General features: G+C 67.8%; 13 protein-coding genes. 8 read left to right on the forward strand and 5 right to left on the reverse strand.

Annotation, left to right across the window (positions count from 1 at the left end; all coding sequences use genetic code 11):
- The first annotated feature begins 96 nt into the window (after nt 1–96).
- The 8 genes from SL003B_RS04855 to SL003B_RS04890 all read left to right on the forward strand — a co-directional run bounded on the left by SL003B_RS04855 (nt 97) and on the right by SL003B_RS04890 (nt 10518).
- Nucleotides 97–1701, forward strand: coding sequence for an ABC transporter substrate-binding protein (locus SL003B_RS04855; protein ID WP_013651707.1), 1605 nt, complete (start codon nt 97–99; stop codon nt 1699–1701).
- A gap of 114 nt (nt 1702–1815) precedes the next feature.
- Entirely contained in the window at nt 1816–2823 is a 1008-nt protein-coding gene (locus SL003B_RS04860) for an ABC transporter permease subunit (RefSeq protein WP_041375847.1), read from the forward strand.
- A gap of 91 nt (nt 2824–2914) precedes the next feature.
- Nucleotides 2915–3769, forward strand: coding sequence for an ABC transporter permease subunit (locus tag SL003B_RS04865; RefSeq protein WP_242390382.1), 855 nt, complete (start codon nt 2915–2917; stop codon nt 3767–3769).
- Nucleotides 3770–3771: 2 nt separating this feature from the next.
- A complete protein-coding gene (locus SL003B_RS04870) occupies nt 3772–4620 on the forward strand; it encodes an ABC transporter ATP-binding protein (RefSeq protein WP_013651710.1) in 849 nt (282 codons plus the stop codon).
- Nucleotides 4617–5444 (forward strand): ABC transporter ATP-binding protein, encoded by an 828-nt coding sequence (locus tag SL003B_RS04875; protein WP_013651711.1) that lies wholly within the window; start codon nt 4617–4619, stop codon nt 5442–5444. Before SL003B_RS04870 ends, SL003B_RS04875 begins: the two co-directional genes overlap by 4 nt.
- A gap of 320 nt (nt 5445–5764) precedes the next feature.
- On the forward strand, nt 5765–6886 hold the full coding sequence (locus SL003B_RS04880) for an ATP-dependent DNA helicase (RefSeq protein ID WP_013651712.1): 1122 nt from the start codon (nt 5765–5767) through the stop codon (nt 6884–6886).
- A 106-nt stretch (nt 6887–6992) separates the two neighbouring features.
- Nucleotides 6993–9404, forward strand: a complete 2412-nt coding sequence (locus tag SL003B_RS04885; RefSeq protein WP_013651713.1) for a Tex family protein — start codon at nt 6993–6995, stop codon at nt 9402–9404.
- 58 nt (nt 9405–9462) lie between these two features.
- The gene (locus SL003B_RS04890; RefSeq protein ID WP_013651714.1) at nt 9463–10518 is read left to right on the forward strand and encodes an ABC transporter ATP-binding protein; all 1056 of its coding nucleotides are present in this window, start codon (nt 9463–9465) and stop codon (nt 10516–10518) included.
- Between the two features lie 11 nt (nt 10519–10529).
- Here the strand turns inward: SL003B_RS04890 and SL003B_RS04895 are convergent, their stop codons facing one another.
- The 5 genes from SL003B_RS04895 to SL003B_RS04915 all read right to left on the reverse strand — a co-directional run bounded on the left by SL003B_RS04895 (nt 10530) and on the right by SL003B_RS04915 (nt 14818).
- Nucleotides 10530–10718 carry a helix-turn-helix domain-containing protein gene (locus SL003B_RS04895; RefSeq protein WP_041375384.1) on the reverse strand — a complete coding sequence of 63 codons (189 nt, stop codon included), beginning with the start codon at nt 10716–10718 and terminating at the stop codon, nt 10530–10532.
- The gene (locus SL003B_RS04900; protein WP_013651716.1) at nt 10715–11089 is read right to left on the reverse strand and encodes a hypothetical protein; all 375 of its coding nucleotides are present in this window, start codon (nt 11087–11089) and stop codon (nt 10715–10717) included. The genes SL003B_RS04895 and SL003B_RS04900 overlap by 4 nt, the downstream gene beginning before the upstream one ends.
- A gap of 94 nt (nt 11090–11183) precedes the next feature.
- Complete coding sequence (locus SL003B_RS04905; protein ID WP_242390329.1) at nt 11184–12881, reverse strand: ABC transporter permease; 1698 nt, start codon at nt 12879–12881, stop codon at nt 11184–11186.
- Between the two features lie 21 nt (nt 12882–12902).
- Nucleotides 12903–13880, reverse strand: a complete 978-nt coding sequence (locus SL003B_RS04910; protein WP_041375385.1) for an ABC transporter substrate-binding protein — start codon at nt 13878–13880, stop codon at nt 12903–12905.
- 119 nt (nt 13881–13999) lie between these two features.
- Entirely contained in the window at nt 14000–14818 is an 819-nt protein-coding gene (locus tag SL003B_RS04915) for a sugar phosphate isomerase/epimerase family protein (RefSeq protein ID WP_013651719.1), read from the reverse strand.
- Between the last annotated feature and the right edge of the window lie 110 nt (nt 14819–14928).

Genomic DNA, 14928 nt, shown 5'->3' on the forward strand with positions numbered 1-14928 from the left:
AAAAGGCGCCTAATTGCGCGCCAGGGCGGATTGCAGACACGCGCACGCGTTCGACGTCGCGATATCCGTTCATGTCATCAAGGGGAGAATAGTTTGATGATTATCCGCAAATCGCTGAAGGCGGCGCTGCTTGGCGTCAGCATGACCGTCATCGCGGCTTCGGGCGCTTCGGCCAAGACCCTCGTCTATTGCTCGGAAGGGTCGCCGGAAGGCTTCGACCCGGCGCTCTACACCTCCGGCACGACCTTCGACGCTTCGTCCAAGCCGGTCTACAACCGTCTGGTCGAGTTCAAGCGCGGCACCACCGAAGTCGTCCCGGGCCTGGCCGAAAGCTGGAGCGTGTCCGACGATGGCCTGGAGTACACGTTCAACCTGCGCAAGGGCGTCAAGGTCCATACCACGGGCTTCTTCACCCCGACGCGCGAGTTCAACGCCGACGACGTGATCTTCTCCTTCGAGCGCCAGCTCAAGAAGGACCATCCGTGGCACGAATACACCGCCGGGACGGCCTGGGAATATTTCAACGGCATGTCCATGCCGGACCTGATCAAGGAGATCGTCAAGGTCGACGACCACACCGTGAAGTTCGTGCTGTCGCGCCCCGAAGCGCCGATGCTGGCCAACCTCGCCATGGACTTCGCGTCTGTGTTCTCGGCCGAATACGCCGCGCAGCTTGAAAAGGCCGGCACCAAGGAACTGCTGAACCAGCAGCCGGTCGGCACCGGTCCGTTCGCCTTCGTCGGCTATCAGAAGGATGCGGTGATCCGCTACCAGGCCTTCGCCGACTACTGGGGCGGCAAGCAGGCGATCGACAACCTCGTTTTCGCCATAACGCCGGACGCGGCCGTGCGCCTGCAGAAGCTCAAGGCCGGCGAGTGCCATGTGATGCCGTATCCGGCGCCGGCCGACATCGCCGACATCAAGGCCGATTCGACCCTTCAGATGCTGGAGCAGCAGGGTCTCAACGTCGGCTATCTCGCCTACAACACCAAGCAGGCGCCGTTTGACAGGGCGGACGTCCGCAAGGCGCTGAACATGGCGATCAACAAGCAGGCGATCCTCGACGCCGTGTTCCAGGGCTCCGGCGAGGCAGCGAAGAACCCGATCCCGCCGACCATGTGGTCCTACAACGACGCCATCCAGGATGATCCCTACGATCCCGAAGCGGCGAAGAAGATGCTCGAGGAGGCTGGCGTCAAGGATCTTTCCATGAAGGTGTGGGCGATGCCGGTGCAGCGTCCGTACAACCCGAACGCCCGCCGCATGGCAGAGGTCATCCAGTCCGACTTCGACAAGGTCGGCGTCAAGGTCGAGATCGTGTCCTACGAGTGGGGTGAATACCTCAACCGCTCCAAGGACGTGAACCGCGACGGCGCGGTGCTGCTCGGCTGGACCGGCGACAACGGCGATCCGGACAACTTCCTCGCTGTTCTGCTCGGGTGCGATGCCGTCGGCGGCGCCAACCGGGCCCAGTGGTGCAACGAGGATTTCGACGCCCTGATCCAGAAGGCGAAGACCGTCTCCGACAAGGCGGAACGCACCAAGCTCTACGAGCAGGCGCAGGTCGTGTTCAAGGAGCAGGCGCCGTGGGCGACCATCGCCCATTCCGTCGTGTTCATGCCGATGTCGGCCAAGGTCTCGGGCTACGTCATGGACCCGCTCGGCGGCCACCGGTTCGACGGCGTCGACATCGCCGAATAAGGCCCCGTACGCTCGGCGGCGCCGGTGGTTCTCCGCCGGCGTCCGCGCTTGTCGGGCTGGCGTCCCGCGCCGCTGATCGCGGCCGCCGCCGGTCCGCCCGATCCGGACCCGACCATGATACGTTTCCTTCTCGGCCGCCTCGGCCTGCTGATCCCGACCTTTCTCGGCGTGACCCTGGTCGCCTTCAGCTTCATCCGCCTGCTGCCTGGCGATCCGCTCGACCTGCTCGCCGGCGAGCGCGGCATGGACCCCGAGCGCAAGGCCCAACTGATGAAGCAGATGGGCTTCGACAAGCCCCTGTGGCAGCAGTATCTCGACTATCTGCTCAACGTCTTCCAGGGCGATCTCGGCACGTCCTTCGCCTCCAAGAAGCCGGTCCTGACCGAGTTCCTGACACTGTTCCCGGCGACGGTCGAACTCTCGCTCTGTGCCATCGTGATCGCCGTCGCGCTCGGCATCCCCGCCGGCATCTTCGCTGCGGTCAAGCGCGGCTCGGTCGCCGACCAGGCGATCATGGGCACCGCGCTGGTCGGCTATTCAATGCCGATCTTCTGGTGGGGCCTGCTGCTGATCATCCTGTTCTCCGGCATCCTGCAGTGGACGCCGGTCTCCGGTCGCATCTCGCTGATGTACTTCTTCCCGCAGGTGACAGGCTTCATGCTGATCGACAGCCTGCTGTCGGGCGAGAAGGGCGCCTTCGTGTCGGCGGTCCGCCACCTGATCCTGCCGTCGGTCGTGCTGGCCACCATTCCGCTCGCCGTCATCGCGCGCCAGACCCGTTCGGCGATGCTGGAGGTGCTGGGCGAAGACTATGTGCGCACGGCGCGAGCGAAGGGACTGCCGCCCGCCCGGGTGATCGGCCTGCATGCGCTGCGCAACGCGCTCATTCCGGTCATCACCACCATCGGGCTGCAGATCGGCGTGCTGCTCGCCGGAGCGATCCTGACCGAGACGATCTTCTCCTGGCCGGGCATCGGCAAGTGGCTGGTCGACAGCATCTCGCGGCGCGACTACTTCGTCGTGCAGGGCGGGCTGCTCCTGATCGCCGGCATCATCATGCTGGTCAACCTGATCGTCGACGTGTTGTACGGGCTGATCAACCCGCGCATCCGCCACACCTGAGCGGAAGGACCAAGTCATGACGCAATCCTCCCCGGCCGCTCCGGTTTCGGCCGAAAAGATCAGCCAGGAAAGCCGCAACGCGAGACGGGCGATGCTGGCCGAGTTCTGGTACTATTTCTCGCAGAACCGCGGCGCCGTCGTCGGGCTCGTCGTGTTCACCCTGCTGGTGCTGACCGCGGTGTTCGCGCCGCTCGTCGCCCCGCACAGCCCCGACATTCAGTACCGCGACAGCTTCCTCGTACCGCCGGCCTGGACCGAGGGCGGCAAGGCGACGTTCCTGCTCGGCACCGACGCCGTCGGCCGCGATATCCTCTCCAGGCTGATCTTCGGCGCCCGCTATTCGCTGTTCATCGGCGTCATCGTCGTGGTCATCGCGCTGACCGGCGGCATCGTCCTTGGCCTCGTGGCAGGCTATCTGCGCGGTGCGGTCGACACCTTCATCATGCGCGTGATGGACATCATCCTGGCGTTCCCGTCGCTGCTTCTTGCCCTCGTGCTGGTGGCGATCCTGGGACCCGGCCTGATGAATGCGATGATTGCCATCGCGCTGGTGCTGCAGCCGCATTTCGTCCGCCTGACGCGCGCCGCGGTGCTCGCCGAGCGCAGTCGCGACTACGTGATCGCCGCCCGCGTCGCCGGTGCCGGCCATCTCAGGCTGATGTTCAGGACCATCCTGCCCAACTGCCTGGCACCGCTGATCGTGCAGGCGACGCTGTCCTTCTCCAACGCGATCCTCGACGCCGCCGCGCTCGGCTTCCTCGGCATGGGGGCCCAGCCGCCGACGCCGGAATGGGGCACCATGCTGGCCGAGGCGCGCGAATTCATCCTCCGCGCCTGGTGGGTGGTGACCTTCCCCGGCCTCGCCATCCTGATCACGGTGCTCGCCATCAACCTGGTCGGCGACGGCCTGCGCGACGCGCTCGATCCCAAGCTGAAGAGGAGCTGACCATGCCGCTTCTCGAAATCCGCAACCTCAGGGTCGAGTTCGACACGGCGAAAGGTCCGTTCCGGGCGCTCGACGGCGTCGACTACACGGTCGATGCCGGCGAGGTGCTGGCGATCGTCGGCGAATCCGGCTCCGGCAAGTCGGTCGCAATGCTGGCGGTCATGGGCCTGCTGCCCGACACCGCCACCATCACGGCCGACAGGATGACCTTCGAGGGCTTCGATCTGCGCAGCCTCAGCCCGAAGCAGCGCCGCAAGGTCATCGGCAAGGACATCTCGATGATCTTCCAGGAGCCGATCGCCAGCCTCAATCCGTGCTTCACGGTCGGCTTCCAGCTCGGCGAGGCGCTCAAGGTGCACACCGGCCTGACCGCGAAGCAGCGCAAGGCACGGGTGCTCGACCTGATGCGCGCCGTCGGCATCCCGGAGCCCGAACGCCGGCTGTCGGCCTTCCCGCACCAGATGTCGGGCGGCCAGTGCCAGCGCGTCATGATTGCCATGGCGATCGCCTGTTCGCCCAGGCTCCTGATCGCCGACGAACCGACAACGGCGCTGGACGTGACGATCCAGAAGCAGATCCTCGACCTGTTGATGAACCTGCAGCGGGACAGCGGCATGGCGCTGATCATGATCACCCACGACATGGGCGTGGTCGCGGAGACCGCCGACCGGGTGATCGTGCAATACCAGGGGCGGAAGATGGAGGAGGCCGACGTGCTGTCGCTGTTCGAGGCGCCCAAGCATCCCTACACGCGCGCGCTGCTGTCGGCGCTGCCGGAGAACGCCACCGGCGACCGCCTGCCGACCGTGAGCGACTTCGCTGCCAGCTACAGCACGGAGGCCGGAGCATGAGCGAACCGATCCTCAAGGTCTGCAACATCACGCGTGACTATGTCATCGGCGGCGGCCTGTTTTCCAGGCCGCGGGTGCTGCAGGCGGTCAAGGGCGTGTCCTTCGACGTTGCGCGCGGCACGACGCTTGCCGTGGTCGGCGAGAGCGGCTGCGGCAAGTCGACCCTGGCCCGCATCCTGACCATGATCGACCCGCAGACCTCCGGCACGATCGAGATCGACGGACTGCCGATCGACATCGCGAAGACCGGCGTGTCGCGCGAGATGCGCCGCAAGGTGCAGATCGTGTTCCAGAACCCCTACGGTTCGCTTAACCCGCGCCAGAAGATCGGCCACGTGCTGGAGGAGCCGCTGCTGCTCAACACCGACATGCCGGCGGCCGAGCGGCGCGACGCGGCGCTGGCCATGCTCGAGAAGGTCGGGTTGAAGCCCGAGCACTACGGCCGTTATCCGCACATGTTCTCCGGCGGCCAGCGCCAGCGGGTGGCGATCGCCCGGGCGATCATGCTGAAGCCGAAGCTGCTGGTGCTCGACGAGCCGGTGTCGGCGCTGGATCTCTCTGTCCAGGCGCAGATCCTCAACCTGCTCGCCGACCTTCAGGACGAGATGGGCCTGACCTATGTCTTCATCAGCCACGACCTCTCGGTGGTGCGCTATATCGCCGACACGGTGATGGTGATGTATTTCGGCGAGGTGGTCGAATACGGCAGCCGTGACGCGGTGTTCGGCGATCCGCAGCACCCCTACACGAAGACGCTGTTCGCCGCGACGCCCAAGGCGGATGTCGACAGCATCCGCAAGCGGCTGGCGGCGAAGGTGGCTTGAGCGGACCGGAGGATCCACACGGCATCCCCGGTCGGTCGTCCCCGACTTGATCGGGAATCCACGCCGCGTGACCTTGCCACTACTCGGTCGTCATGTCTGCGCAGGCCGGGATCCGGGACGCCGCGCTCTCTCGGCCCATCACCATACGCCGGCGGCTGATGGAGTCCAGCTTGCGCCGGAATGGCATACCGCGGGCGGAGTGTACGGTTCCGTCTTGGCGCGACGACGGCGGCCGGGTCACAAGCATGGTCAATTCCCCCGTGCGCGTCTGGTCGAAACCGGCTATTCCTAGCCCGCGAGAACGAAACGGGAATCACTTCATGCTCTGGTCGGCGCAACAGGACAAGGCCCTGACGGAGGCCGCCGCGTGGCTGAAGCGCGGCGACCGGCAGGTGTTCCGCCTGTTCGGCTATGCCGGCACGGGCAAGACGACGCTCGCCCGCCACCTGGCCGAGGGCGTCGACGGCGACGTCTGCTTCGGCGCCTTCACCGGCAAGGCGGCGCATGTGCTGCGTCAGAAGGGCTGCGCCGACGCTGGCACGATCCATTCGCTGATCTACCGGCCGCGCGCGGCGAAGGAAGAGGACGAGATGGGCGAGGATGACGCCGATCCGGGACCGCAGTTTGCGCTGAAGCGCGACAGCGCCGCGGCGGGCGCCCGACTCATCGTCATCGACGAATGCTCGATGGTCGACGAGGAACTCGGTCGGGACCTGCTTTCCTTCGGCACGCCGGTGCTGGTGCTCGGCGACCCCGCGCAGTTGCCGCCGGTCAAGGGCGGCGGCTATTTCACCGAGGCCGAGCCGGACGTGATGCTGACCGAGGTGCACCGCCAGGCGCAGGACAATCCGATCGTGCGCCTGTCGATGACCATCCGCGAGGGCGGCGACCTGGCCTACGGCAGCTACGGCGACAGCCGGGTGATCTCGCGCAAGGAGATCGGCAAGGAGCGCATCCTCGCCGCCGACCAGGTGCTGGTCGGCACCAACCGCACCCGGCGACTCTACAACAACCGCATCCGCGAACTGAAGGGCTTCACCACGCCGATGCCGGCGGTCGGCGACAAGCTGGTGTGCCTCAGGAACGACAAGACCAAGGGCCTGCTCAACGGCGGCCTGTGGACGGTCAAGCGTCTGCGCCCGCCGCAGGGCAACACGCTGCGCTTCGACGTGCTGCCGGAGGACGAGCCGGGCAAGCAGGCGGTGCAGGTCAAGGTTCTGCCGGCGATGTTCGAGGACGGCGCCGAGCAGATCCCCTACGCTATCCGCCGCAAGGCCGACGAGTTCGACTACGGCTACGCGCTCACCGTGCACAAGGCGCAGGGCTCGCAATGGGACGACGTCGTGCTGTTCGACGAGAGCTTCGCCTTCCGCGACCACCGCGAGCGCTGGCTCTACACCGCCGTCACCCGCGCCGCCGAGACGATCACCGTGGTGCGCTAGACCGGCCCGTCACTTCCCTGTTAATCGCCGGCCGCTTCGGCTTTATCGCGGCCCGCGCGCGCCCTATGGTCGCCCGTCCTGATCCAACGAACGCAAGTGTAGAAGCATGTCCGAGATCGTCGAGACCGCCACCGCCCCGGCCAGGAAGCCCGCCGCCGTCAGCCCCGACGTTGCGCTCCGCATCGCACGACGCATCGCCGTGGAGATCGGCTGCCAGCCCAATCAGGTGAATGCGACGGTGACGCTGCTCGACGAGGGCTCGACCGTGCCGTTCATCGCCCGTTACCGCAAGGAGGCGACCGGCGGCCTAGACGACACCCAACTGCGCAAGCTGGAGGAACGGCTGATCTACCTGCGCGAGATGGAGGACCGCCGCGCGGCGATCCTGAAGTCGATCGAGGAACAGGGTAAGCTGACCGACGACCTGGCGGCCCGGATCGCCGCCGCCGACACCAAGGCGGTGCTGGAGGATCTCTACCTGCCGTACAAGAAGAAGCGGCGCACCAAGGCGCAGATCGCCAGGGAGGCGGGCCTCGAGCCGCTCGCCGACGCGCTGCTCGCCGACCCGCTGAAGGTGCCGGAGACGGAGGCGGTCGCCTATGTCGACGCGGACAAGGGCGTCGAGGACGTCAAGGCGGCGCTCGACGGCGCGCGCCAGATCCTGATGGAACGGTTTTCCGAAAATGCCGAACTGGTCGGCCGGCTGCGGCAGCACCTGATGGACAATGGCGTCGTGAAGTCGGCTGTGGTCGACGGCCAGCAGGAGGCGGGTGCCAAGTTCGCGGACTATTTCGACTATCGGGAGAAATGGTCGAAGATCCCGAGCCACCGGGCGCTCGCCCTGTTTCGCGGCCGCAACGAGGGCGTGCTTTCCGTCGACCTCGTCGTCGACGTTGACGATCCGTCGCCGCTGAAGCCGGCCGAGCGCATGGTCGCCCATGCCGCCGGCATCGCCGACAAGGGCCGGCCGGCGGACAAGTGGCTCATGGACGTGGCGCGCTGGGCTTGGAAGGTGAAGCTCGCCCTTCACCTGGAGCTCGACCTGATGGGCGTGCTGCGCGAAAAGGCGGAGGAGGAGGCGATCCAGGTCTTTGCCCGCAACCTCAAGGACCTGCTGCTCGCCGCTCCCGCCGGCGCGAGGGCGACGCTCGGGCTCGATCCCGGCATCCGCACCGGCGTCAAGGTCGCCGTGGTCGACGCCACCGGCAAGCTCGTGGACACCGCGACCATCTATCCGTTCCAGCCGAGGAACGACGTCGCGGGGTCGCGCGCGACGCTGCTGGCGCTGATCGCGAAGCACAAGGTCGGCCTGATCGCCATCGGCAACGGCACGGCCAGCCGCGAGACCGACCGGCTCGCCGCCGACGTGCTCGCCGACATCCCGGCGGCGCAGCGTCCGGTCAAGGTGATCGTCAACGAAGCCGGGGCCTCGGTCTATTCGGCGTCCGAACTCGCCGCCAAGGAAATGCCTGGCGTCGACGTGTCCCTGCGCGGCGCCGCTTCGATTGCCCGGCGCCTGCAGGACCCGCTCGCCGAACTGGTCAAGATCGAGCCGAAGTCGATCGGCGTCGGCCAGTACCAGCACGACGTCAACCAGTCGAAGCTCGCCCGGGCCCTCGACGCGGTCGTGGAGGACGCGGTCAACGCGGTCGGCGTCGACCTCAACACCGCCTCGCCGGCGCTGCTCGCGCGCATCTCCGGCCTGAGCGAGAGCCTCGCCCGCGCGGTGGTCGAGCACCGCGAGGCGATCGGCCGGTTCCGGAACCGCAAGCAGCTGATGGAGGTGCCGCGCCTCGGCGCCAAGGCCTTCGAACTGTGCGCGGGCTTCCTCAGGATCCCCGACGGCGACAACCCGCTCGACGCCTCGTCGGTGCACCCGGAAACCTATCCGCTCGCCGAGCGCATCGTGAAGGCCTGCGGCCGCGACGTGCGCGCGCTGATGGGCGACAGCGGCTTCTTGAAGAGCCTCGATCCGGAGCGATTCACCGACGAGCGCTTCGGTCTGCCGACGGTCAGGGACATCATCGCCGAACTGGAGAAGCCCGGCCGCGACCCGCGTCCCGAGTTCAAGACCGCAGCCCTCCAGGAGGGCGTCGAGGAAATCTCCGACCTGAAGCCGGGCATGAAGCTCGAAGGCACGGTGACCAACGTCACCAATTTCGGCGCCTTCGTCGACATCGGCGTGCATCAGGACGGGCTTGTCCACGTGTCGCAGCTCGCCGACCGGTTCGTCGACGACCCGCACAAGGTGGTCAAGGCCGGCGACATCGTGTCGGTCACCGTCCTGGAAGTCGACCAGAAGCGCAAGCGCATCTCGCTGAGCATGCGCCAGGCGGTCGACTACCAGGCCGCCCGCGAGCGCCGCGACGACGGCGGTCCGCGCGATCCGCGCGGACCCCGCCCCGGCGGCGGCGCGCCGAAGGGCGGCCGGCCGGGCGGGGGGCGCCCGGCCGGTGGCGGCGAGACCGGCGCCATGGCTGCGGCGCTGGCCGCCGCGCTGAACCGGCGCGGCAAGTGACGCGGCGGCGGGCGCGGGGGTTTATCGTCCTGTCATACGGCTCGCCTATGTCCGCGCCATGTCCATCGTTCTCACCGACGTCTCCAAGGCATTCGGGTCGCACAGGGCCGTCGACGGCGTGTCGCTCGACATCGGCGACGGCGAGTTTTTCGTCGTGCTCGGCCCGTCCGGCTGCGGCAAGTCCACGCTTCTGCGGCTGATCGCGGGGCTCGAACCGCTCGACGGCGGGACGATCCGCATCGGCGGCCGGGACGTGGCCGGTCCGCGCCTGCATCTGCCGCCCGAGGCGCGCAACGTCGGCGTCGTGTTCCAGTCCTACGCCCTGTGGCCGCACATGTCGGTTGCCGGCAACGTCGCCTTTCCGTTGCAGACAGCCGGGCTTGCCGGCGCCGAGGTGGCGCGGCGCACCGCCGACTGCCTTGCGACGGTCGAACTCGGCGCCTTTGCCGAGCGCCGGCCGGCGGATCTCTCGGGTGGCCAGCGCCAGCGCGTCGCCCTTGCGCGCTGCCTCGCGCAAGGGGCGCGGACGATCCTGATGGACGAGCCGCTCGCCAACCTCGACCCACATCTGCGCGGCGCGATGGAGGAGGAGATTGCCGCCTTCCACCGCGCCAGCGGCGCGACCACGCTGTTCATCACCCACGACCAGCGCGAGGCGATGGCGCTCGCCGACCGGATCGCGATCCTCTGGCAGGGGCAGATCCTGCAGGCGGATGCGCCGGACGTCCTCTACAGCCGGCCGGCCGACGCGCGGGTGGCCGGCTTCATCGGGCGCAGCACGATCGTGAGCGCCGTCGTGACCGGGGTGTACGGCCCCCGGGCCCGTGTCGACGTTTTCGGACAGACATTCGAGATGTCCTGCAGCGTAGGGACCGGCACCGGACCGGCAAGGGTCGTTGTGCGCCCCGAACAGGTGCGGATAGCCGGGGAGGGGGCGATCGAGACGGTGATCGAGCGGGCGACCTACCGGGGCGGCCATTGGGAGGCGCTGGGTCGCGCGCAGGGGAGCGACCAGCCGATCCTGGTCAACGTCCCGCACAAGGTATCGGTCGGCGAGGTCCTGCCGCTTGCGTTCGAGGCGGGATGGGTCCTGCCCGTCGGCGGACATGGGTGACCATCAGGCGGTCACGCCTCGAAGACATCCTCGACCTTCTTCCCGAACAGGCGGGCGATCGCAAAGGCGAGCGGCAGGCTTGGGTCGTATTTCCCGGTTTCGATGGAAATGACCGTTTGACGGGAAACGTCGAGCCGCGCCGCCAGATCTGCCTGAGACCAGCCGTTCTCCTGTCTCAAGGCTCTGACGCGGTTTCTCATTTGTAGCGGGTCTGGTTGATGACGACGGTGGCGGCCCAGAGCGAGGCCATCGTCGGCCAGACGACGAACATGGAAAGCTGCGGGAAACCGATGTCCTCCAGAAAGCCGTAGCTCATGGACAGGAGCCCGGTTCCGGCAAAGGCGACGGCGAGCGCCTCAAGCTGGATCCTGCGCTGCAGTTCGTCCAGCCGGGCGACGGTGCGCACTAGGATCACCGTGATTGGTATCAGGGTCGGAACCGGGGCGAGAGAGGCCGCGTACCATCCGAGGCTGCCGGTCGGCAGCCGGTTCGCCAGCGCCAGGCCGACGGCCAGCGCAAACCCATAAAGCAGCGTGGCTCCTGCGAGTTCAAGAAAGAAGCGGCGGGTCACGACGTTTCCCCTTTTGGGCTCGAATGTAAAGGTAACTTGACATATGCGTGCAGCCGGCAAATGTCAAGTTACCTTTACATCTTGGTCGGGGCAGTCAGTCGCGCCAGGGGATCGTGCCCGCCGGCACGCGCCGGGCGAGGCCGTTCATGGCGACCATGACGACGACCGTCGCCAGCACCACGACGGTCGACATGGCGGCGGCGAGCGTCGTCGAGCCGCCGTCCTCGTAGTTGAAGATCGTGGTGCCGATGGTCTCGTTGCCCGACGACCACAGCAGCGCGGAAACGGTCACCTCGTTGTAGGCGGTCAGGAACACGAGGATCGCGCCGGAGGCGGCGGCCGGGGCGACGAGCGGCGCGAAGATGCGCGACAGGCGCCGCGCGAAGCCGGCGCCGCAGACGCGTGCGGCGTCCTCCAGGCTCGCGTCCATCTGCACGTAGGCGGCAGCGACCGGCTTCAGCCCGACGGCGAGGAACACGCCGACATAGGCGATCAGGATGATCCATAGCGTGCCGTAGAGCGACACGCCGACGAGCGGCAGCGGCCGGATGAAGGCGAGGATGAAGGCGATCGACATGACCAGCCCAGGAACCGCGAAGGCGACATCGGCCTGACCCGAGGCAATGGCGGCCAGGCGCCCGGGCGTGCCAGGGCGCAGGGCCAGAAAATAGCCGAGGCCGATCGAGATCAGGGCGATGGCGGCGGCGGCCAGGGCGGCGATCGCGGTGGAGTTGGCGAAGGCGCGCAGCGTCACCGACTGGCGCCACAGCACCTCGGCGAAGTTGGCGAAGGTGATCGTGTCGCCGGTCAGCGGCAGGCCGTAGGTCCTGACCAGGGCGGTGGCGAGGAGCGAGGCGCCGGGCAGCGCCAGCGTGGCGACGACGAACAGCCACAGGCCGGCCTCGGCAACGAGCCGGCGGTGTCCCAGCGCGATGGCGAGCGGGGCCTGCGGCAGGCCGACCAGCGCTGTGCGCAGCCGCCGCTGGAGCAGCATCTGCACGGCGATGGCGGCGAGTGCGACCGCCGCCAGCAGCACCGAGACGACCGCGACGTTGGGTAGCACGTCGGGCCCGAAGCTGGCGAGCCTGCGCCAGAGCAGGACCGGCAGGGTGGTGTAGCGCGCCGGAATGCCGATCAGCGCGTTGATGCCGAAGTTGCCGAGGGCGGCGACGAAGGCGAGGGCGAAGCCGGCGAGCAGCGACGGTGCCAGCAGCGGCAATGTCACCCGCCGCAGCATGGCGAAGGGGGCCGCGCCGCAGATGCGCGCCGCGTCGCTCAGTTCGCGCGGGAAGCGGCGCAGCGCCGCGCGCACGATCAGGAACACCAGGGGCGTGTGCTGCAGGGTGAGCAGCGCGACCAATCCCTCGCGCGAGTAGATCGGATGGCTGGACCCGATCGCCGGGGCGAGGCCGAGCGTTTTCAGCACCGGGCTCGACGGGCCGAGGGCCTGGATCCAGGCGATCGCCGTCACATGCGGCGGGATCATCATCGGCAGCAGCAGGCAGAATACCAGCGGCCCCTTCAGCCGTACGTCGGTCAGTCCGACCGCCAGCGCAAGCACGGTGCCGAGCAGGGTGGCGGCGAGCGCCGACAGCAGGCCGCTCTCGACCGACTGCCAGAGGGCGGTGCGCACCGAACGGCTGGCCACGGCCTCGACCAGCGGGCCGAGGCTCGGTTCGCCGTTGACCGTCAGGCCGACCTTGAACAGCAGCGCCATCGGCACGCCGCACAGCAGCGTCACCAGCACGACGAGAACGGCGAGGGTGAGGCCCTCGCCGTTCGCATGATTCAAGATGCGCGCCACGGCGGGAAATCAGCCGCCGAAGATCTCGGTGAACTTGGCCTTGTTGGCGGCGTCGCCTTCGAGCGCCGCGGCCGGGTCGAAGTCGAGCAGCTTGATGGTGTCACGCGCGGGGAAGCCGGCCGGCGGGGCGACGGCGGGGTGCGCCGGCAGGTAGCCCTGTGCGGCGGCGAGCGTCTGGCCGTCCTGCGACAGCAGGAAGTCGACGAAGGCCTTGGCAGCGTCCGGGTTCTGCGCAGTGGACAGGATCGCCACCGGTTCGGTCACCGCCGAGACGCCTTCCTCGGGGAACACGAACTCGACCGGCGCGCCGTCGGCCTTGCCGCGGATCGGCAGGTAGTCGACCATGAAGCCATAGAGCTTCTCGCCGCCGGCGATCGCCTTGTAGACGCCGCCGTTGCCGCCTTGCGGGTTGGCGCCCTGTTCGGCCAGGCCCTCGTAATAGGCCCAGCCGAGGTCCGGATGCGAAGTCACGGCGACCATGTGGATGGTGGCCGCACCAGAGGTCAGCGGCGAGGGCATCGCCAGCTGGCCCTTCACTTCCGGCTTCAGCAGGTCCTTGTACGAGGTCGGCTTCACCGGCGCGTCGGCGTGGTACATGATGCCGGTCGTGATCAGCTTGGTGGAGAAGTAGGTCTTGTCCTTGTCCATGATCGCCGGGTCGTAGGTGGAGACGTCGGCACCGTCATGGGCCATCAGCCGGCCTTCGCGCTTCAGGCTTTCCATGGTCACCGTGTCGGCGATCAGCAGCACGTCCGGCTTGGGTGCGCCGGCCTCGAACTCGGCACGCAGCTTGGCCATGACCTGCGTCGTGCCGTCGCGGACCCATTCGACCTCGACCGCCGGATGCTTGGCCTTGAAGGCGTCGACGGTCTGCTGGGCGTCCTCGTTCGGCTGCGACGTGTAGAGCACGAGCTTGCCGGAAATGTCTGCGGCATGAACCTGGCCGGCGGCGACGAGCGCGGCCGCGGCGATGAGAAGTTTCTTCATGTCGAACGGTCCTTGCGTGATCCTGTGCCGGGCGGTTCGCACGGCTGAGGCCCTGTAGCAGTCTTCTGTGACAGTTTTTCATCCGCGCCGAGCGGTCTGCCCGCGCGCCGTGGTGCGGGCTATTCCGCGAGCCCGAGCGCGGCGAGATGGGCGATCGAATCCGGGATCCTGGTCAGGTCGCGCAGCTCGATGATCAGGCGCGGGGTGCTGGATAGCCGGCCGAGCGCCTCGAACACCGCCGTCCAGCGGATCGTGCCCTCGCCGAGGCTCCAGTGCCGGTCGGCATAGCCGTCGGCATCCTGCAGGTGCACGTGGCGCAACCGGTTGCCGGCCGCCGCGACGTAGTGGTCTACCGGCGGCGCGCCGGTCGAGCCGTGCGCGTAGTGGGCATGGCCGGTGTCGAGCGACACGGCAACCGCCGGCGAGTTGAAGCTCTCGGCCAGGATCACCCGGTCGCGCGGATCCTTGTCCTCGATGTTCTCGATGACGAGCTCGCAGCCGATGGCCTCCGCGCGGGCGACCGCTTCCTTCATCGTCGCATGGCAGCGCTCGATGACCTTCTCTCGGCCTCTCTCGTAGCTGTCGAGGTTGTTGTGGTCCCAGGTCGAATAGGGGCTGTGCACGACCATGTGCGTGGCGCCAAGCGCCTCGCACACCTCCAGCCCCTGCAGCAGGCGCTTGCCGACGATGGCGGCGATGTCCGGATCGGGATTGGCGACGTTCATGCCCCAGAACGGGCCGTGGATTCCCAGCCGGCCCTGATGGCCGTCGAGCAGGGCCTTCGCGCGCTCGACCAGCGGCTGCCAGTCGCCGTTGAGCGTGTCCGCATTGACGAAATCCTGCAGTTCCAGGTCGCGCGGCTTTTCCAGCATCAGCGTGCGGTGGAGTTCGAGAAAGTCGAGGGTCATCGCCGCACCGACGATCGGAAGAGAGGGCATGGGGGCATCCGTGACAGGGGGAGATCCGGCGCGGCGCCCGGGCTGGGGCCAGGGCATGCGACACCGGGCGCGGCGGGGCGCCGCGCGGCGATCCTATAACGGAGCTGTTT

This window comes from Polymorphum gilvum SL003B-26A1 (genome assembly GCF_000192745.1).
GTDB classification, from domain to species: Bacteria; Pseudomonadota; Alphaproteobacteria; order Rhizobiales; family Stappiaceae; genus Polymorphum; species Polymorphum gilvum.